This window comes from Catenibacillus scindens, assembly GCF_014202115.1.
GTDB lineage: Bacteria > Bacillota > Clostridia > Lachnospirales > Lachnospiraceae > Catenibacillus > Catenibacillus scindens.
The window spans coordinates 73,833-89,339 of sequence record NZ_JACHFW010000011.1 but is presented as its reverse complement, the minus strand read 5'-3'; the positions used below and the strand labels follow the sequence as shown (position 1 = coordinate 89,339).

Annotated in this window: 20 protein-coding genes and 1 pseudogene; all 21 read right to left on the bottom strand. The window is 49.2% G+C overall.

Annotated features, from left to right (window positions below; genetic code table 11):
- Nucleotides 1-64 precede the first annotated feature (64 nt).
- The 21 genes and pseudogenes from HNP82_RS12895 to HNP82_RS12800 all read right to left on the bottom strand — a co-directional run bounded on the left by HNP82_RS12895 (nt 65) and on the right by HNP82_RS12800 (nt 15,460).
- Nucleotides 65-1,077 (bottom strand): annotated as a pseudogene (locus tag HNP82_RS12895) (sensor histidine kinase).
- The gene (locus HNP82_RS12890) at nt 1,074-1,742 is read right to left on the bottom strand and encodes a response regulator transcription factor (RefSeq protein ID WP_183775379.1); all 669 of its coding nucleotides are present in this window, start codon (nt 1,740-1,742) and stop codon (nt 1,074-1,076) included. The pseudogene HNP82_RS12895 and the gene HNP82_RS12890 overlap by 4 nt, the downstream one beginning before the upstream one ends.
- A 23-nt stretch (nt 1,743-1,765) precedes the next feature.
- Nucleotides 1,766-1,888 (bottom strand): hypothetical protein, encoded by a 123-nt coding sequence (locus tag HNP82_RS18260; RefSeq protein WP_279288923.1) that lies wholly within the window; start codon nt 1,886-1,888, stop codon nt 1,766-1,768.
- Between the two features lie 10 nt (nt 1,889-1,898).
- Nucleotides 1,899-2,546, bottom strand: coding sequence for an ABC-2 transporter permease (locus tag HNP82_RS12885; protein WP_004056007.1), 648 nt, complete (start codon nt 2,544-2,546; stop codon nt 1,899-1,901).
- On the bottom strand, nt 2,539-3,399 hold the full coding sequence (locus HNP82_RS12880; protein WP_183775378.1) for an ABC transporter ATP-binding protein: 861 nt from the start codon (nt 3,397-3,399) through the stop codon (nt 2,539-2,541). Before HNP82_RS12880 ends, HNP82_RS12885 begins: the two co-directional genes overlap by 8 nt.
- Nucleotides 3,392-3,775, bottom strand: coding sequence for a GntR family transcriptional regulator (locus tag HNP82_RS12875; protein WP_044940691.1), 384 nt, complete (start codon nt 3,773-3,775; stop codon nt 3,392-3,394). The genes HNP82_RS12880 and HNP82_RS12875 overlap by 8 nt, the downstream gene beginning before the upstream one ends.
- Before the next feature lie 317 nt (nt 3,776-4,092).
- Nucleotides 4,093-4,374, bottom strand: a complete 282-nt coding sequence (locus tag HNP82_RS18455; RefSeq protein ID WP_330599596.1) for a winged helix-turn-helix domain-containing protein — start codon at nt 4,372-4,374, stop codon at nt 4,093-4,095.
- A 303-nt stretch (nt 4,375-4,677) separates the two neighbouring features.
- Nucleotides 4,678-5,319, bottom strand: coding sequence for an ABC-2 transporter permease (locus HNP82_RS12865; protein WP_183775376.1), 642 nt, complete (start codon nt 5,317-5,319; stop codon nt 4,678-4,680).
- The gene (locus tag HNP82_RS12860; RefSeq protein WP_058966926.1) at nt 5,312-6,055 is read right to left on the bottom strand and encodes an ABC transporter ATP-binding protein; all 744 of its coding nucleotides are present in this window, start codon (nt 6,053-6,055) and stop codon (nt 5,312-5,314) included. Before HNP82_RS12860 ends, HNP82_RS12865 begins: the two co-directional genes overlap by 8 nt.
- A 17-nt stretch (nt 6,056-6,072) precedes the next feature.
- On the bottom strand, nt 6,073-6,306 hold the full coding sequence (locus tag HNP82_RS12855; RefSeq protein WP_058966928.1) for an AbrB/MazE/SpoVT family DNA-binding domain-containing protein: 234 nt from the start codon (nt 6,304-6,306) through the stop codon (nt 6,073-6,075).
- 163 nt (nt 6,307-6,469) lie between these two features.
- The gene (locus tag HNP82_RS12850; RefSeq protein ID WP_082669688.1) at nt 6,470-6,685 is read right to left on the bottom strand and encodes an AbrB/MazE/SpoVT family DNA-binding domain-containing protein; all 216 of its coding nucleotides are present in this window, start codon (nt 6,683-6,685) and stop codon (nt 6,470-6,472) included.
- Nucleotides 6,686-6,757: 72 nt separating this feature from the next.
- Nucleotides 6,758-8,161: a relaxase/mobilization nuclease domain-containing protein gene (locus HNP82_RS12845; protein ID WP_183775374.1), complete on the bottom strand. Its 1,404-nt coding sequence runs from the start codon at nt 8,159-8,161 to the stop codon at nt 6,758-6,760.
- Between the two features lie 93 nt (nt 8,162-8,254).
- Nucleotides 8,255-8,656: a hypothetical protein gene (locus tag HNP82_RS12840; RefSeq protein ID WP_183775372.1), complete on the bottom strand. Its 402-nt coding sequence runs from the start codon at nt 8,654-8,656 to the stop codon at nt 8,255-8,257.
- Nucleotides 8,657-8,747: 91 nt separating this feature from the next.
- Nucleotides 8,748-9,092: a plasmid mobilization protein gene (locus HNP82_RS12835; protein WP_183775370.1), complete on the bottom strand. Its 345-nt coding sequence runs from the start codon at nt 9,090-9,092 to the stop codon at nt 8,748-8,750.
- The gene (locus tag HNP82_RS12830) at nt 9,089-9,793 is read right to left on the bottom strand and encodes a hypothetical protein (RefSeq protein ID WP_087180084.1); all 705 of its coding nucleotides are present in this window, start codon (nt 9,791-9,793) and stop codon (nt 9,089-9,091) included. The genes HNP82_RS12835 and HNP82_RS12830 overlap by 4 nt, the downstream gene beginning before the upstream one ends.
- 3 nt (nt 9,794-9,796) lie before the next feature.
- A complete protein-coding gene (locus tag HNP82_RS12825) occupies nt 9,797-10,723 on the bottom strand; it encodes a DUF4316 domain-containing protein (protein ID WP_183775369.1) in 927 nt (308 codons plus the stop codon).
- A gap of 12 nt (nt 10,724-10,735) precedes the next feature.
- Nucleotides 10,736-11,794: a hypothetical protein gene (locus HNP82_RS18885; protein WP_330599594.1), complete on the bottom strand. Its 1,059-nt coding sequence runs from the start codon at nt 11,792-11,794 to the stop codon at nt 10,736-10,738.
- Nucleotides 11,795-11,840: 46 nt separating this feature from the next.
- Nucleotides 11,841-12,674 carry a radical SAM protein gene (locus HNP82_RS12815; protein WP_207720622.1) on the bottom strand — a complete coding sequence of 278 codons (834 nt, stop codon included), beginning with the start codon at nt 12,672-12,674 and terminating at the stop codon, nt 11,841-11,843.
- Between the two features lie 166 nt (nt 12,675-12,840).
- Nucleotides 12,841-13,215, bottom strand: a complete 375-nt coding sequence (locus HNP82_RS12810) for a cysteine-rich VLP protein (RefSeq protein WP_183775366.1) — start codon at nt 13,213-13,215, stop codon at nt 12,841-12,843.
- Nucleotides 13,212-15,320, bottom strand: coding sequence for a type IA DNA topoisomerase (locus HNP82_RS12805; protein ID WP_183775363.1), 2,109 nt, complete (start codon nt 15,318-15,320; stop codon nt 13,212-13,214). The genes HNP82_RS12810 and HNP82_RS12805 overlap by 4 nt, the downstream gene beginning before the upstream one ends.
- Nucleotides 15,317-15,460 (bottom strand): DUF3789 domain-containing protein, encoded by a 144-nt coding sequence (locus HNP82_RS12800; protein WP_087242977.1) that lies wholly within the window; start codon nt 15,458-15,460, stop codon nt 15,317-15,319. Before HNP82_RS12800 ends, HNP82_RS12805 begins: the two co-directional genes overlap by 4 nt.
- Nucleotides 15,461-15,507 lie beyond the last annotated feature (47 nt).

Genomic DNA, 15,507 nt, shown 5'->3' with positions numbered 1-15,507 from the left:
GCAAGCATTGTTTGTATCAAGTTTTCTTACGAAGTTCTAACAAAAATGTAAGAAGTGCAGAACTTCAGCCCTGCACTTCTTGAATTAGACAGTTAATGTGAAATGAAAGGGAAATGGCTGTGCCGTGTTCCGATGAGTCCGCTGTAATGCCAATACCCAATTTTTCACAGAGCCGTTTGCACAGGTACAGACCAATCCCCGTGGACTGCTGAACAATGCGCCCGTTCTGCCCGGTAAATCCCTTTTCAAAGATACGCGGCAAGTCAGCAGAGGAAATTCCAATCCCATTGTCCTCCACCACAAGGATCACCTGATCCTGCTGCCTGCTGGCGGAAAATGGAGGACCGGCTGCTCGGATCGGTACTTGACCGCATTGGCAATTAACTGGTTCAGAATAAACCGCACCCATTTTTCATCGGAATAAACTGTATCCTGCATTTCCTCCACTTTCAAATGCACACCATTTTGAAGCAACAAGTATTTGTTATCCGCAATCGCCTGATGCACCACATTGGACAGTGCCATTTCCCGAACAGAGTAATCTTTTTCCGTATGTTCGCTGCGGGCATAGTAAAGAGCCTGCTCGGTGAAGCGGTTGGTCTTTTCCAGTTCCAGTAGAAGTTCTTTTGTCCAGTCTGTCCGATGGTTTTCGCACAGCAGCTTCATGGCGGTAATGGGTGTTTTAATCTCGTGTATCCACTGCTCAATGTACTCTTTGTATTCAAGGCGCTCCCGCTTAACTTCGCTGATCTGCTCCAGCATAGACTTCCCGGCCATTTTCAAAATCCGATAATAGACCTGATCTTCTGCCTGCTCTGGTAACTCCATTACTTCGGAAATCAGATAGCGTTCCGAAAGCTGTCCAGTCATGTCCAGGAGCCTTTGCATCTGTCGTTTTCGTTTCCAATAAGTAAAACCCAGTCCTACCGATACAATCACAATCCATGCAATAAGGATCAGCAGAACAGCGGACAGAGAATTACCGATCACAAATAGGAACACGGTGAGCGCGATCATACAAACCAAATTGGTCAGCAAGAAAGGCAACCGGTTTTTCCAATACAGTTTTCCATTCATAGTGTGTACCCCTGCCGATGCTTCGTTTTGATAAAATCTTTCAATCCGATACCTGCCAGCTTCTCACGGATACGATTGATGTTGACGCTCAAAGCGTTGTCATCTACATACAACTGGTTATCCCACAAAAACTCGACAATATCACCGCGGGAACAGATTTTACCCGCATTTCTGAACAGGTAGTAGAGGATTTTTAACTCGTTTTTGGTCAGCTCCACTCTCTGTCCCTCATATTCTAAACTGCTGGATTCCAGATGTAGAATTGCACCGCCATAAGTCAACTGTTCGTTTTGCTGTGCCGGATATGCCCGCTTGAGCAGTGATGCAATTTTAGCAAGCAGGATTGCCATGTTATAGGGTTTGGTGATGAAGGCGTCGCCGCCGAGCATAATGCTGTTGAGTTCATCCATATCGGTATTACAGCTTGTCACAAAAATGATTGGCACATCGGAGAAAGTGCGTATTTGAGTACAGAGAGAAAAGCCGCTGGTTCCCGGCAACTTGATGTCCAGTAAAATCAAGTGTGGCTGTTCAGCTTTGATTCGGTCAATCACATTAGAAAAAAGCTCCGGTGCTGCTGTTTCATAACCGTTGCTTTGCAACAGGGTATTCAGTTCGTTCCGTATTAACGGGTCATCTTCGATAATAAATATTTTTTGTTTCATTTTATCTCCCGGTCAAATTGGCTTCAACGATCCTTATTGGCTTCGTCTTTTTTCTTTTTTTCCTCCCGATATTTACGGATAAGTTTATTCCGAACAGGAATACCAACACCAATCAGAAGCACTACTGCTAAAATCGTGAAATCCATACTATCCACCTCACATTTCTTTATTTTTCATAATCTGGACAGAGAACCAGATCGACACAGCATACATAACAACCACCAGCGCAATCGCAAGAGTGAGAAGCAGCACAGGTGAACTGGCAATCGCGTTGATAATGGGGTTATCAGCGGGCAGTTTAGGAAGAAGAAACAAAGTCACTAAAAATCCTGCAACTGGAATATACATAAACACCCGGCCTTTGATAGAGCCAAATTTGTAATATCCGGGAATTTGAAATACCGTGTAAAGCGCAAACAAGAACAGGCCGCCAATGGCCGCGCTGATAATGCCAAACGGTTCAACGGTTTCTCCCAATGCCTGTAATACAATCGGCTGTGTGATAAGGGACACCACCAAAGCGATAACTCCAAGCACAATAACAAAAAGATACCGTCCCATCACCATTTCACTTTTCTTTACAGGCAAAATACCATATAGGCGTTCCATGCTATTTTTTTCTGTGACGGAGAAGGTATAGCCGGTTGTCATGGCGATAAAGCACATGGCGAAAGAAACTCCTGTCAATATAGAGCGGTTGATTGCTGCAAAAGCGATGGGGAGAAGCATAGTAAACCCAATCACTTTGACATACGGTTTTACAAGGGAAAAATCCAGTCTTGTAGCTTTCAATATATTACTCATAATCCTCACCTTTCTTGCTTGTAAACACAACGATTTCGTCAATGGTAGCCGGTTCAATGTCCAATGCAGTAAATGAGCCAATATCCTCGGTTTTTACCAGAGCTTCAAAGCCAGTCGGGAAAGTACGAACGCCAATCGCCTTCGCTTGTAGATCAGCGGAAAGTTCATCTATACCACCCTTAACAATGCGGAACATATCAACAAATTCATCCTTGCTGCCGGTGAAAAAAAGTTCCCCATAGCTGATGTATGTGATATAATCAGCAGCTCGTTCCAAATCGCCAGTAATATGGGTGGAAAATAAAACGCTGTGTTCTCCGTCCTCAATGTATTCCGAGAGAATCTGAAGCAATTCATCTCTGGAAACTGGATCAAGTCCGCTGGTAGGTTCATCCAAAATCAGCAGCTTTGCGTCATAGGAGAACGCACAAGCCAGCATCAACTTCATCTGCATCCCCTTTGACAGTTCTTTGACCTTTTTGGTCGGAGCGATATGAAATTTCCGTAGCATCTCACTAAAACGCTCCGAGTTCCAGTTGGGATAGAAAACAGAGATGGATTTTTCTACCTCAGAAACTTTCCAATCATCACTGAAATAGTTGGTATCAAACACAACGCCCAGTTCGGCTTTTGCCTTCTGTTCGTCAGCGATATTGTCCAAGCCCATGATTTTGATTTCTCCGCCGTTGCGTTTGAGCATATTCAGAATGAGCTTGATTGTAGTTGTTTTGCCGGAACCGTTCGGCCCGATCAGCCCCATGATATAGCCTTTGGGGAGCGTAAAAGTAATGTTATGAAGCTGAAAACTGTCGAAAGATTTTGACAGATTTTTTACTTCCAAGTAATTAGTCATCTGTATTCGCCTCCAATAAAATATCTAAAAGATGATGTAGTTCCTCATTAGATAGGTTAGCAATTTTTGCTGCTTTTATAGCTTCTGTTAAGCTATTTTCTACTTTGCAAATTAGCTGCTCCTTCATAAGTTCGGAACCGCTGCCAAGTACAAAACAACCGCGACCCTGAACATTCTTGACAAACCCTTCCTGTTCCAGTTCTGTATAGGCCCTTGTAACTGTCAAAACACTGATCTTTAAGTCCTTTGCCAGAGTGCGGAGAGAAGGCAAGGCTTCTTCCTCTTTTAGTTCTCCTGACAGGATAGCGGCTTTGACCTGCTGTTTAATTTGCTCGTAAATAGGTACGCCTGATACATTTGAAATAATTAGTTTCAATCCATCCTCACCCCTCCTGTTTTAACTGTTATGCTTTTATGTATAACAGTATAACACGCGTAACAGAAGAAGACAATACATATCAAAAAGTTTACAATTACAAAATCGACAGGCAGGCGAGACAAATTGGCAAGCAATGCAAACATATACATGTTTTGCGATTTTGGCCGGATTGCACCGGCCAAAATGCTTGTTGAGGGATAACCCCCAAGCCCCCAAGATCGCCACCTTCGGTGACGGCCACGCGTCCTGCGGACGCTAAAAAAATCTTCAAAAGGAAAGCTGCAGAGTTGGTAATTGCTCTGCAGCTTCCTTTTTCATATATCGAATTTATAGCCTACACCGTACACGCTTTTTACATAGTCCGGCAGATCCGGGGCAATCCTAATTTTCTTTCGCAGGTTGCTTACATGGTTGTTGATTGCCTTTCGGGAATAGTAGGTGTAGTCCTCATGCCATACCAGATCCAGCAGCATTTCATAGGTAAACACCCGCTTTGGATTCAGTATAAGCAAAGCAAAAATTTCAAACTCCTTGACCGTCAGCGGAATCACCTGCCCCCGGACAGTAACAAGGTGCTGCTCTAAGCAGAAATACAAGTCACCTTCCCGGATCTCTGTTAACGGCTGATCTGCCTGCGGCGGGATAAAATACTGACCTCGAAAAAGCGGTGTATATGAGACATCAGCCGGAATATTACCAGTCTCATAGTCGCGAACAAACTGAGCCAGCTCTTTTTTTTGATTGGAGGAAAGCAGAGCAAACAATTTTTCTCCAATTTTCCTGCCTGATTCTTGCAAATCCAATACGGCTAATTTCCCATACTATCACCCCTTTCTAAATGCTTAATTTATTGCGATTTGATAAGTACAAAAAATATCCTTTGCAATAAAATCAGCCATTTACAAATCGACATGTTCAAAACGTTTCGATGCAACGCGATAGGTCAAAATGTTGCCGAAAATGTAGATCAAGATACCGATGCCCAATATAGGAAGCTGCCTTATCAAATCGCCTGTCTGTAAGCTATCAAGCCATGTAAATGACGGCAGGTGTACGCTATATTCCATCAACGCGATTACCGCAGTTGCCGGGATAATGGCAATTACAAACGCCTTGCCTACTTGGTATGCAGACTGAAAAAGCACAGTTAGGTACAGAAAGTTAAATATGGCATAGACAATCAGGCCAAATCCAAAGTATGCTACATTCGCCTCAATGCCAACAGGATTGCCGTCAGGGAGCGTCCACAAGCGGATGATTGAAAACGGTATGCAGATAATAAGTTGTGCAATCTCGATACTAACGAACAGCAGGCATTTACTTTTTACTACATGGCGCTTTTTGATGGGAAGCGTAGCTGTGTAAAAGGCGTCGGAATTTTCTCTGGCAAATTGGGAAGTAAAATATAGTCCGAGGCAACCAAAGAAAAAGATCATGCCATACGGATATGCGGGAACCAGAAGCAACGCCCCGATCAGCAGGAACAGATATACAACAGAATGTACGGCAAGATGCCACTCTTTATAGAGTAAATTAGACATTATAAGTCCCCCTTTCATTTCTCACCATGATTTCCTCCAAATTCAGGCTATCTTCGCCGGGAGCTTTCAGGGATTGGAAAGCCTGAATAAAGGAAGCCTTATCCGCGCTGGCGATGATTTCACCATTTTTGATATAGGTTATATCGTCAGCGCATTTGTCCAAATCCGAAGTGATATGCGTAGAAAATAAAATGCTTCTTTTCCCGTCCTTTACCAACTGCTGAAAAAGCTCCAACAAATCCTCACGGGCCACAGGGTCAAGGCCGCTGGTCGGTTCGTCGAAAATAAGCAGTTTGGCGTCATGCGAAAGCGCAAGGGCAATTAAATATTTCACCTTCATGCCTTCTGAAAGCTGCTTTACCTGTTTTTGCTCGTCGAGTTCAAACATAGACATATATTTTCGGTATGCGGCATCATCCCAGTTCTGGTAAAAACGCTTCGTCACGCCGGTAATCGTTTGCAGTTTTTTGTCTTGATAAAACTGAATACTCCCTAAAACCACACCGACATTTTGTTTGCAGCTTTCTTCATCCTGCCGGAAATCGTGACCGAGCATTTTAATACACCCTTTGTCCGGGTAAACCATGTTGAGTATGGATTTAAGCGTTGTACTTTTGCCAGCACCGTTTTTACCGATCAGGCCCATAATTCTCCCTTGTTCCAAAGAGAACGAAACATTCTTCAATGTGAATTTGGGGTACTTTTTCGTCAACCCCTCTACTTCAAGTAATCTCATAAAATCCTCCTTAAAAATTAGTTAGGTGATGTGCGGAAAAGATCGTCAAACAAATCGCCAACCATATCAAGTGGTTGAATGGCAATACCGAGGGAGCTATCAGCTCGCATCAGGAGCATATCGCCCGGTTTTAGGTGCAAAAGCTGTCGTGCCTTTTGCGGTATGACAATCTGACCTTTTGAACCGACTTTGACGGTAGCCATGTAACGGTTTTTCCCGACAGACGTACTATTCTTTTTTTCTTCTGTCATCCGGTTTCCTCCTTTTTCTTGTGTTACAAGTTTTACTTGTAACACTGCACTTGCATTATAGCGCGCAAAGTAGTGAAAGTCAATATAAGTTTTACAAGTTTTACTTTTGCGCCAAAAAAACACCGCGCCTCGAAATGAAGCGCGGTAATATATTCTCCATAAATTATTTCTTTCCCGGAAACAGATTTTCAAACATTTCATTCGTGGTATTGAATGTTTGGATAGCAATGCCCTGTTCGACATCGGCCAACATCAACAGCATATCGCCCGGCTGGATATTAAACATATCCCGAACCTCTTTCGGGACAATGATCTGTCCTTTTGGCCCGACTTTGACCGAAGTAACAAACTTTCCCTCTACTGGCTTTTCCTTTCCCATTGTTTCACTTCCTTTCCGGGGAGAACGTAGTTTTACTTGTAAAAAAAATTCTACCATATGATCGGAACAATGTCAAACAAGTAGTCTCTCTGAATTATCTTGACTATATTCATTTTTAGATGGTCCCAGCAGATAATCAATATTGGCTTTCACATTTTGCAGCTCCCGCATTTCTTCCCGTACCTGCTTATATTCCGCATAGGCTTTCCTTTTGGCCTCCAGCACTTCGGCATATTCTTCCCGCAGAGTCTTTATGGCAGGCAGTTTCTCCACACCCAGGCTGTCAAAGTATTTCTTCGCTGCTTGGTGGATCAGGATGTCAGCCTCATGCTCGGCCCGGAACTTTTTGCTGTAACCAGCTTTCCGGTACTCAATATAGATAGCCCTCGTCTTAGAGTAGTTGACGATCTGTTTTTGTAATTCTCCATTTTGAGACAAACGGCTCTCCATATCTTTGATCTGCGTGGAAAGCTCATTAAACCGGGAAGTCGTGGCCTGGGACTTTGCTTGAAGGTCCTCATAGCTCATATCCCCATGCTCTTTCAGGTAAGCCACGGCTTTCGCAAGCTGCTTCACATTGAATACTTTGGCCCAACGCTCATAACCGGCGCCTTTGCCGGAACGCATTGCGGCGTCAATATCAATCAGCATCCTTACCGAAGAATGAGATTGCTTGGGATGAACAGAGGAAATATAGGTTCCGGCAATCCTTTCCCGTATGGCCTGTTCCGTGTAGTCGCCTTTCAGAGTGTTGCAGCGAGTAGGCTTCTTTTGACCGGAGACACGGAAATTCACAGATTTCCCGCGCCGGGTGACTTCCACGCCGGACGCTTCCAGAATTTTCAGGAAATCCTCAAAGGTGGAGGGGGACTGCTCCAGGGCGGCGTCAATAGCCCGCCGGATCTGGTTCTGAAAGGATAGCGGTTTGTTTCCATCACCCAGCCATTTCCCATAATGACCGCGGCTGGGCTTGGGATCTTCCACAATGGAAAGGCCATGTTCCAGACACAGCTTATCGCTGATCCGGCGCAAAGCCCATGAGGAACCCCAGAAGTTGCGGAATTTCCGGGTACATTCCAGATTTACCGCACTTACGATGATGTGATTATGGACATGATGCTTGTCTATGTGCGTACAGACAACAAAAGCGTTGTTTCCCTTCGTCAGTCTCATAGCAAGCTCCTGGCCGATCTGATTGGCTTCCTCCGGCGTCACTTCACCCGGCTTAAACGCCTGCCGAAAATGGTAGGCAATCACGTCATCCGCACCCCGGACTCTGCCGGTCTGGTGGATATACTGCCGCTTGGCTAAGGTAAATTCCGCGTCCGCTGTACGGGTATCACACGCAAAGCCATAAATCAGCTTTCCATAGTCGGTTTTCTCTGGATTTTCTACATAATCAATGATGTCCTCGATTGCGGTAGAGAAGGAGCGTCCCTCTCCGATATGCAAGGGCATCAGCCTTGTGGTCGCCATTGTCCACCTCCCTTGAAAAATATACGCCGTCAAAACATTTCAATGTAATAAAAAAAGCGGCCCGCCGGTTGCTCGGCGGGCCAAATCCTTACCTTATGCAATTTTATACCGTGCCCGCAGGTGAAGGGCAAAGACCAGTATAGCTCCCAGCACCCACACTACATAGGTCCATACCATATCTTTGCCGGAAAATTCATAGGCCATGGTAGCAAAAATAAATCCCCAAACAACGGACAGCCCGCCGCCGATCAGCCAGAAGCCGGGGCGGGTACAGTGCAGCAGGAGAAGCCCCAAAAGGACAGCAATGCCAATCACAACCGCCAGGGCAGGATGAACCCCTAAAAGCCCGTGGGAAAGAAAGCCCGCCAGGATTGCCAGCGCAATGCTGTCAAAAACAATGATGTTTCCCCAAAAAAGCCCGATCACCGTCACAATCAGTCCGATCACAATGCCGATCAACAATTCTAAGCCAACGACCAGTAAAGCAGCGCCCATACGATGGCCTCCCTTCTAAAAAACAGGTTTTTTCCTTCTATGAAAATTCTACCGCTCCGGGCCACAGGAAAGCAACCGTTTTTTTGAATGTTCATGGAATGTTTGTAAATTCTGTCAGCAGCTTTTTTGCAATTTCCCACAGCCCATCCATGCGGGATTGCAGATCTGCAATATCCGCCCCGTAGATACTTCCGGTTTCATGGGCCTTCCGTGCGTACTGGTTCAGATTGTTGGAGCAGATACGCAGCAGCCGGGTCAGCTCCCGGACTTCGGACAGATCCAGGTTGATCACATATCCGTCAATCGCCATTTTACGGATAAAGGCAGAAGTGTTCGTGATACCGGCCTGCGCCATGCGTTCCCTGATCTTATCCATTTCCTGTTCGGAAATCAAAATGTGAATCTGGGCGCTGCGTCTTTCTTTCGGGGCCTTCATCGTTGGGGCTGTTCCTTTGTCTTTTTATTAGGAGCCGGACGAGGAGCATTTGCGGCAGCCTCTTTCAGAAAGTGGGTAACAGACCGCTTTTCCGCCGCAATCATTTGATCCAGGTGATTTTCAAACACGCCGGGTATAAAGTTATGCCGGTATTCCTGTTCGCTTGCCAGAATCCCGCGCAGCAGGCCCGGAACAGCCGGCTCCAGCCGGAATTTCTCGGCTTTGCCAAATTGGGCGTGAAGGGACAGCTTATGCTCATGGTAATACGCATAGCGAAATTCCATTGGCTCGCTCTGGCCTTCAAACTGGACGGTCACGGACGCAGCGGGAAGGGCGGTCCGTTCAATATGCTCCGCCATAGCCCTGTAATCCTGCGTATAGAGATTTCCCTTGATTGCAGCGCCTTCCATGCCGGTGATCTCCACCGTGTACGCAAGAATCGTATCACGGGTATCTTTGTAAAACTGCCAGGTGTAAAACGCATCGGAATCCCGGATAAAAACATCCCGCTCCCGGAAGCACCATGTCCCGGAGGGGCGGGACATCCAGAACAGCGGGGTACGCTCCGGGTGCTTTGTTTGGGCGATACGCTCCATGCTGCCAACATCATATTCAAAATCAGATTGATAATGCTTTGTGTTCCGTTCCATAACAGAGCGGAGGCATTGTTCCACATCCACATTTTCAAATTTCAGCTTCAAGCCTTAAAGCCCCCTTTCCGGCGGGGAAGGCTGAAAACCACGGGCCTCATGCCCCGTGCGGTCTGCCCGCAGCTTTTCCATGATCGAAGGCTTCTCATTGGGCAGCGTTTCCGGGGCCAGCTCCCTTATTTCCTCATGGGTCTGCCCATCGGTAAGGTCGGCCCGGACCGGCGGGTCGTTATTCACAATGCCGTCAATCATGTTGTAGTTGCCCTTTTCGCCCTCCAGATCCAGCTCTGCGTTGCGAAGATAGTTTTCCGGCGCCTGGAAGGGCTGGCCCGCAAACAGGATTTCCCGGCGCGGGGTGAATTGCCGCAGAACACCTTCCTGCAGGCGGGCAAATTCCATATACTGATCCATCGTCAGCCCCCGGTCCAGCATTTCCTCCTGTGAGTGCGACCAGCCTTCCCCATAGAGGAAATAATACATTTCCGGCATATCGCTCACAAAACATAAAGAGCCGTCCCGGTTGTCATAGCTTCCCGGCTGGCCTGGGGTAAAGGAATAGCGTTCCTCCCGGCCAAGATATACCTTATTGTCAGCGGCAAGCATGGCGACCATATTGGCATAGTTGCTGTGTACCGCAGAACGGATCTCCACAACCGGGTCCGCCTCCGGCGCCATCTGCCTGCCGGGGATCTCATTATGTTTTTCTGCAACCTCATTTCTCGGCGCACGGTCCACCGGGCCGACAGCTTCTATATCCGGCTGTGAGGCGGGGACTCTTACAGCGTTTGGCTCCGGCTCCTTCTCTTTGACAAAGTAACGGACATTGGCCGTTGCCTTACGGTTCAATTCCAGGGCATAAGCCTGGGCCGCCTCCAGGGATTCAAATTCCAGGGGGCGGCCATCTTCTTTGCACCATGCTTCCGCATGGCCGAACATGGAAGCGGCACTTCTTACCGCCCAAACTCCATATACCTGTTCCATTTCACATCCTCCTTATCGTTCCGGCTCCTTTGCCGCCTTTTTAGGGGCAGCCGTTTCCGGGGCTTTATTATTTTTAAGCTGCTGCCGGATAGAGTGAGGCCGCCCGGCCTCCCGGTCAGCCGAAGTGATATTGACATATTCCCCTATAATACAAAGCGCCTTATGATAGCTGTCACAGGAAAATACCCGGTCCGCCATTTCTTTCGCCTGTTCTGGCATCCCATGGGTTTTGAGAGTGCGGGAAGCAATGCCTACCAGGTTGAAAATGTTCCCGTCCTGGCCGATCAGCGGGCAATCCGGTTTCCCTGGCGCTTCCTGCGCCGGTTCATGGCCCAGGCGGTTGTCGATATAATCGGATAACCAGGTGCCGCCAAAAGTATCATGGGTTTGCAGACGCCACATGGCAAGTTTCCCTATATCCAGCTTGACATCCTCAAAAGGGAACAGCAGGCAGGTAAGCCCCTCATTTTGGAATACGCTCACATGGGTAAAAGTGGTTCCTTCCAAAAGAATCCCTTTCTGCGCCAACAGGTCATTGATCCCCTGGACCCATTCGCCAGGATCACCGCCGCAGCCCTGCAAAACAAGCCCTTCTTTATCCTCCATACGGCGAAGGTCCTCCGCCGTGATATTCTGAATTTCCATAGATTCCTCCTGGTTTGAGATCCTCTCGTTATGAGCCGGGTAAAGGACTTCGGAAAGCGCCTGTTCCCACTGCCTGCCAAATCCCCGGACTACGGTATCGGGAAGCGCACCGTTGCGCTGAAACATTTCTAAAGTGTCAAACGCCCGGTTGAACAGGGAAATGTTTTGGGCGTCCACATTGGGGGCAAAATGAATAATCCCTGCGGGATAGTTTTTTCCAGTGCCCACCCAGCCGCGCACAAAATCATCAAAGCCGTTTTTGATTCCGGCCTGAGCCAGATCATCGGCATGGCTGCCGGGCAACCCTCTTGTTTTCCCGTACTGCTGGCCCAAAACTAAAATACCGGTCTTGGGATTGTACATAAAGCGCCGGTTTGAAATATCCTGCATATCAAAAGCCTGGACCGCCACATCCAGCTTCATCATTGCGGGGACTACCGGCACGACTTCAAGTTTTTCCTTCTCCGTATCATCACCTCCCGTCAGATTCTTTCAGTTGGCTCATTACAATCGCCGGACGGACCCAAAGCCGCTGAAATTTTCTCCACTCGCTGTCTACAATGCCTTTTTCATCCCGGTAGAGCATGGCATAAGGGATAAATCCGGCTTCCCAGGCGTCCCGCAGACGTTTTTCCGCTGCCTCCATGGTATCGCCCCGGTAGCCGATCAGGACATAACAGCAGGCTTTATGTGATTTTCTCTCAAATCCTCCGGCCAGCAAAAGCCGCCCGGCCTCCACAAGCGGCTCATAATCATCCGGGGTGTCATAGGCAAAATACATGCGCTGCGTCCTGGATTCCCGCAGAAGGTCCACATGCCAGGACCGAAGAAGGCGGGCCTCCAGCCCGCCCGTAAAGGCCGGACGCTCTTTCTGCCTGCCCAGCATTTCAAATACCGCTTCAATATGCTGCCGGGAACAGGCAAGCAGGTTATCGTCCAGCACTATATTTCCTTCGGTGATCGGCAGTTCCCTAAGCCTTCCGCCTTCCCGCCGGGGGACGGAACAGAACCAGCAGCGGTTGGGGCAGCCCCTTGAAGTGATCACATAACCTTTTTTCAGATACATCCCCGGCACGAAATCACCGCCAGGCATATTGAAGGCAGGACCGCCCATGTGGACGGGGACGCCCAGCTTCATCCACTGTTCGGCAAGCTGGCACGCTTTCTCCATGTCATAGGTAAAGGCCACAGAAACATGCACTTCTTCTATATCCAGCAGGCCGCCCCTTGGCGGCGGGCCGGTAAATGCCAGAGGATCATCTGGCGTTGCTTTGGTACGGCGTGGAAATACACGCGCAATCTTCAAATACACATCCCTCCTAAAAGTTGATTATCCGGTTGGGTTCATTTACCTTTTTGTCCGCAACTTAACCTTCCTATGGAGGGGCAGAGTATAAATCTCTTGCCGCCTGTAAAAGTGAGGCCGGAAAGCCTTATAAATCAAGGCATAAACAGGCTAAGTTGCAGACATATCATCCCTTGTGCTGGCGAATCCAGCGCTTACGTTTTTTATCCGCGTCCCGTCTGGCCCAGGTCCGGCAGGCGTCAGAACAATACGCCTGGCTGGTCGTGGGAAGATACAGCTTCCCGCATACCGGGCATTTTTTCTGGCGCTGGGAAGTATCATTTCCCGTCAGAGTTGCTTCCAGAGCCGGTTCAACCGGCAGCACAGACCGCTCAAAATACCGGCAAAGGCCGCCGGTCCACCATTTATGAAGCATATAGCAGGGGCAGTCCAGGGGGAGACAGAGCTTTTCCCGCTCGTCATAGTTGGCGCATAAGCATGTTACCAGCCTTCGGATCGCTGCGCGCTCGGAGCGGGTCAGCTCCCGCGGCGGGCCGGTCATTTCCTCCGTCCCCGCTGCTGTGGAAATTCCAGCTTGAAATTCACATACTTTTCGCCGGTATCGTCCAGCACCACCACAGCGTCATAGGTTTTGCCGGTTTTCTCGCTGAAAAGCCCGGACATGGAAACGCGGCCCTCTTTTAAGAGCGCCGCGGCAACAGTTTTTGTGATAGTTTTCTTTTTACTGGAAAAGAACCGGTTTTCTTTCCATAGCGCAAAGGCGCAGCCTTCATTTTCACAGAAGAAGCCTTTCTTCCCCTCATAGACAGCGCCGCCGCACCGGGGACAGGTCCCGACAGCTTCACGATTGGCTGCATTTTTGCTTCCGAACAAAGAGGAATAGGCAGGATCAGGGGCGGTGTTCTGCCGGATCAGGTCACGGATCAAACCGGCAATCCCTTCCATAAAAGCGTCAGCCGTCATTTCTCCGCGTTCCACCTGTTTCAGCATGGACTCCCATTCTGCCGTGAGCGCCGGGGATTTTATCACATTGGGCAGGACGGCAATCAGGTTGACGCCCTTATCCGTAGGCAAAAGCTGTTTCTTTTTCCGCTGGACAAATCCCGTGGACACCAGCTTTTCCAGTGTGGCGGCACGGGTGGCCGAAGTGCCCAGTCCTTTCCGCTCGGCGTCCTCTGGCATATCCTCCGCGCCGGCTGTCTCCATAGCTGCGAGCAGAGAATCTTCTGTGTAGTGCTTAGGTGGGCTGGTTTTGCCTTCCCGGATCGTGGCGGCAGCCTTTTCAAAGCTCTGTCCTTTTTTCAGCTCCGGCAGGCGGGCCGTATTTTCATCGCCGTCCTCCGGCTGTTTCTGTTTCAGACTGGCACGGAAAGCCTGTTCAATGCCTTTCCATCCCTCATGCAGAATTGTTTTCCCTTTGGCGGTAAATGTGTGGCCCTCGGACTCCAAAACTGCCAGCACCGCCTCAAAGCGGTGGGGCTGGGCGGTAGCACAGAGAAGGCGGCAGGCAAGGAGCATCAGGACATCCCGCTCACCGGCAGGCAAAGCAGACAGGTCGGTGCGGGCCATCTCCACCGTGGGGAGAATGGCATGGTGGTCCGTTACCTTGCTGTCATCAATGATCCCTTCCAGCTCCGGCGCCGTGGTGCTGTCCTTGCCAAAAGGCATATTCTGCCACAGCCAAAGGGCCAGAGAACCAACCGTGGCCTGCATATCCGCTGTGATATACTGGCTGTCTGTTCGCGGATAGGTCGCCAGCTTTTTCTCATACAGGCTTTGCAGATAATCAAGAGTCTGTTGGGCAGTAAAGCCATACAAGCGGTTGCACTCCCGTTGCAAGGTAGTTAAATCATAAAGGCGGGGCGGCTGGACAGTCTTTTTCTGCCGCTCCACTTTGCGGACCACGGCAGGCTTTCCGTCACAATCTGCCCGTATCGCTTCCGCAGCCGCCTTGTCCTCCAGCTTTTCCCCGGCAGCGGTAAATCCTCCGCAGGCGAGTTCCGGCACATAGAAGGGCTTGCTCCTAAAAGAACGGATCGCATCTTCCCGCTGGACGATCAGCGCCAGCGTCGGCGTCATTACCCGGCCCACATTCAGGGTGTCGCCATACAGGACAGAGAAAAGCCGGGTGGCGTTGATCCCCACGATCCAGTCTGCACCAGCCCGGCAGAGCGCCGCCTGGTAAAGCAAGTCATAGTCCGCACCAGGCCGCAGGTGTTCAAATCCATCACGGATAGCGGCGTCCTCCATAGAGCTGATCCAAAGCCGGAGAATGGGTTTGCTGCACCCGGCCTGCTGATAGACCAGCCGGAAGATCAGTTCCCCTTCCCGGCCGGCATCAGTAGCGCACACCACAGCGTCTACACGTTTATCCTCCATCAAACGGCGCAGGACGCCAAGCTGCTTTTTCTTATCCTTTGCCACATCATATTTCCAATGGGCGGGAAGGATGGGCAGATCCGCATACCGCCATTTGGCGTACTGCTCCCCATAGGCTTCCGGCTGGGCCAGCTCCACCAGATGGCCCACGCACCAGGACACCAGCCAGCCGCCGCCTTCCAGATACCCGTCCTTTTTCTCTTTTGCCCCCAGCACCGCAGCCAAAGATTGGGCCACGCTGGGTTTCTCGGCTACCACAAGTTTCATTCGTCCGAACCTCCCTCTTTATCAAAGAATTTTGTAAACTGCTCGTCTGCCTGCCTTCCGGCCTGCAGCAGACACATTAAAGTTACGCCTGCGATTGTGCCAAGCGTGAAAGACAGAAAATGTGATACTGCGCCCCACATGTGCCGCACCTCCTTTAAATTTTGAATTATGAAAAAAGCGCAAAGGG

Excerpts from the sequence above, each read along its gene's own strand:
- HNP82_RS12890 (WP_183775379.1), bottom strand. The coding sequence starts at position 1,742 with ATGAAACAAAAAATATTTATTATCGAAGATGACCCGTTAATACGGAAC.
- HNP82_RS18260 (WP_279288923.1), bottom strand. The coding sequence starts at position 1,888 with ATGGATTTCACGATTTTAGCAGTAGTGCTTCTGATTGGTGTTGGTATT.
- HNP82_RS12885 (WP_004056007.1), bottom strand. The coding sequence starts at position 2,546 with ATGAGTAATATATTGAAAGCTACAAGACTGGATTTTTCCCTTGTAAAA.
- HNP82_RS12880 (WP_183775378.1), bottom strand. The coding sequence starts at position 3,399 with ATGACTAATTACTTGGAAGTAAAAAATCTGTCAAAATCTTTCGACAGT.
- HNP82_RS12865 (WP_183775376.1), bottom strand. The coding sequence starts at position 5,319 with ATGTCTAATTTACTCTATAAAGAGTGGCATCTTGCCGTACATTCTGTT.
- HNP82_RS12860 (WP_058966926.1), bottom strand. The coding sequence starts at position 6,055 with ATGAGATTACTTGAAGTAGAGGGGTTGACGAAAAAGTACCCCAAATTC.
- HNP82_RS12855 (WP_058966928.1), bottom strand. The coding sequence starts at position 6,306 with ATGACAGAAGAAAAAAAGAATAGTACGTCTGTCGGGAAAAACCGTTAC.
- HNP82_RS12850 (WP_082669688.1), bottom strand. The coding sequence starts at position 6,685 with ATGGGAAAGGAAAAGCCAGTAGAGGGAAAGTTTGTTACTTCGGTCAAA.
- HNP82_RS12845 (WP_183775374.1), bottom strand. The coding sequence starts at position 8,161 with ATGGCGACCACAAGGCTGATGCCCTTGCATATCGGAGAGGGACGCTCC.
- HNP82_RS12840 (WP_183775372.1), bottom strand. The coding sequence starts at position 8,656 with ATGGGCGCTGCTTTACTGGTCGTTGGCTTAGAATTGTTGATCGGCATT.
- HNP82_RS12835 (WP_183775370.1), bottom strand. The coding sequence starts at position 9,092 with ATGAAGGCCCCGAAAGAAAGACGCAGCGCCCAGATTCACATTTTGATT.
- HNP82_RS12825 (WP_183775369.1), bottom strand. The coding sequence starts at position 10,723 with ATGGAACAGGTATATGGAGTTTGGGCGGTAAGAAGTGCCGCTTCCATG.
- HNP82_RS18885 (WP_330599594.1), bottom strand. The coding sequence starts at position 11,794 with ATGATGAAGCTGGATGTGGCGGTCCAGGCTTTTGATATGCAGGATATT.
- HNP82_RS12810 (WP_183775366.1), bottom strand. The coding sequence starts at position 13,215 with ATGACCGGCCCGCCGCGGGAGCTGACCCGCTCCGAGCGCGCAGCGATC.
- HNP82_RS12805 (WP_183775363.1), bottom strand. The coding sequence starts at position 15,320 with ATGAAACTTGTGGTAGCCGAGAAACCCAGCGTGGCCCAATCTTTGGCT.
- HNP82_RS12800 (WP_087242977.1), bottom strand. The coding sequence starts at position 15,460 with ATGTGGGGCGCAGTATCACATTTTCTGTCTTTCACGCTTGGCACAATC.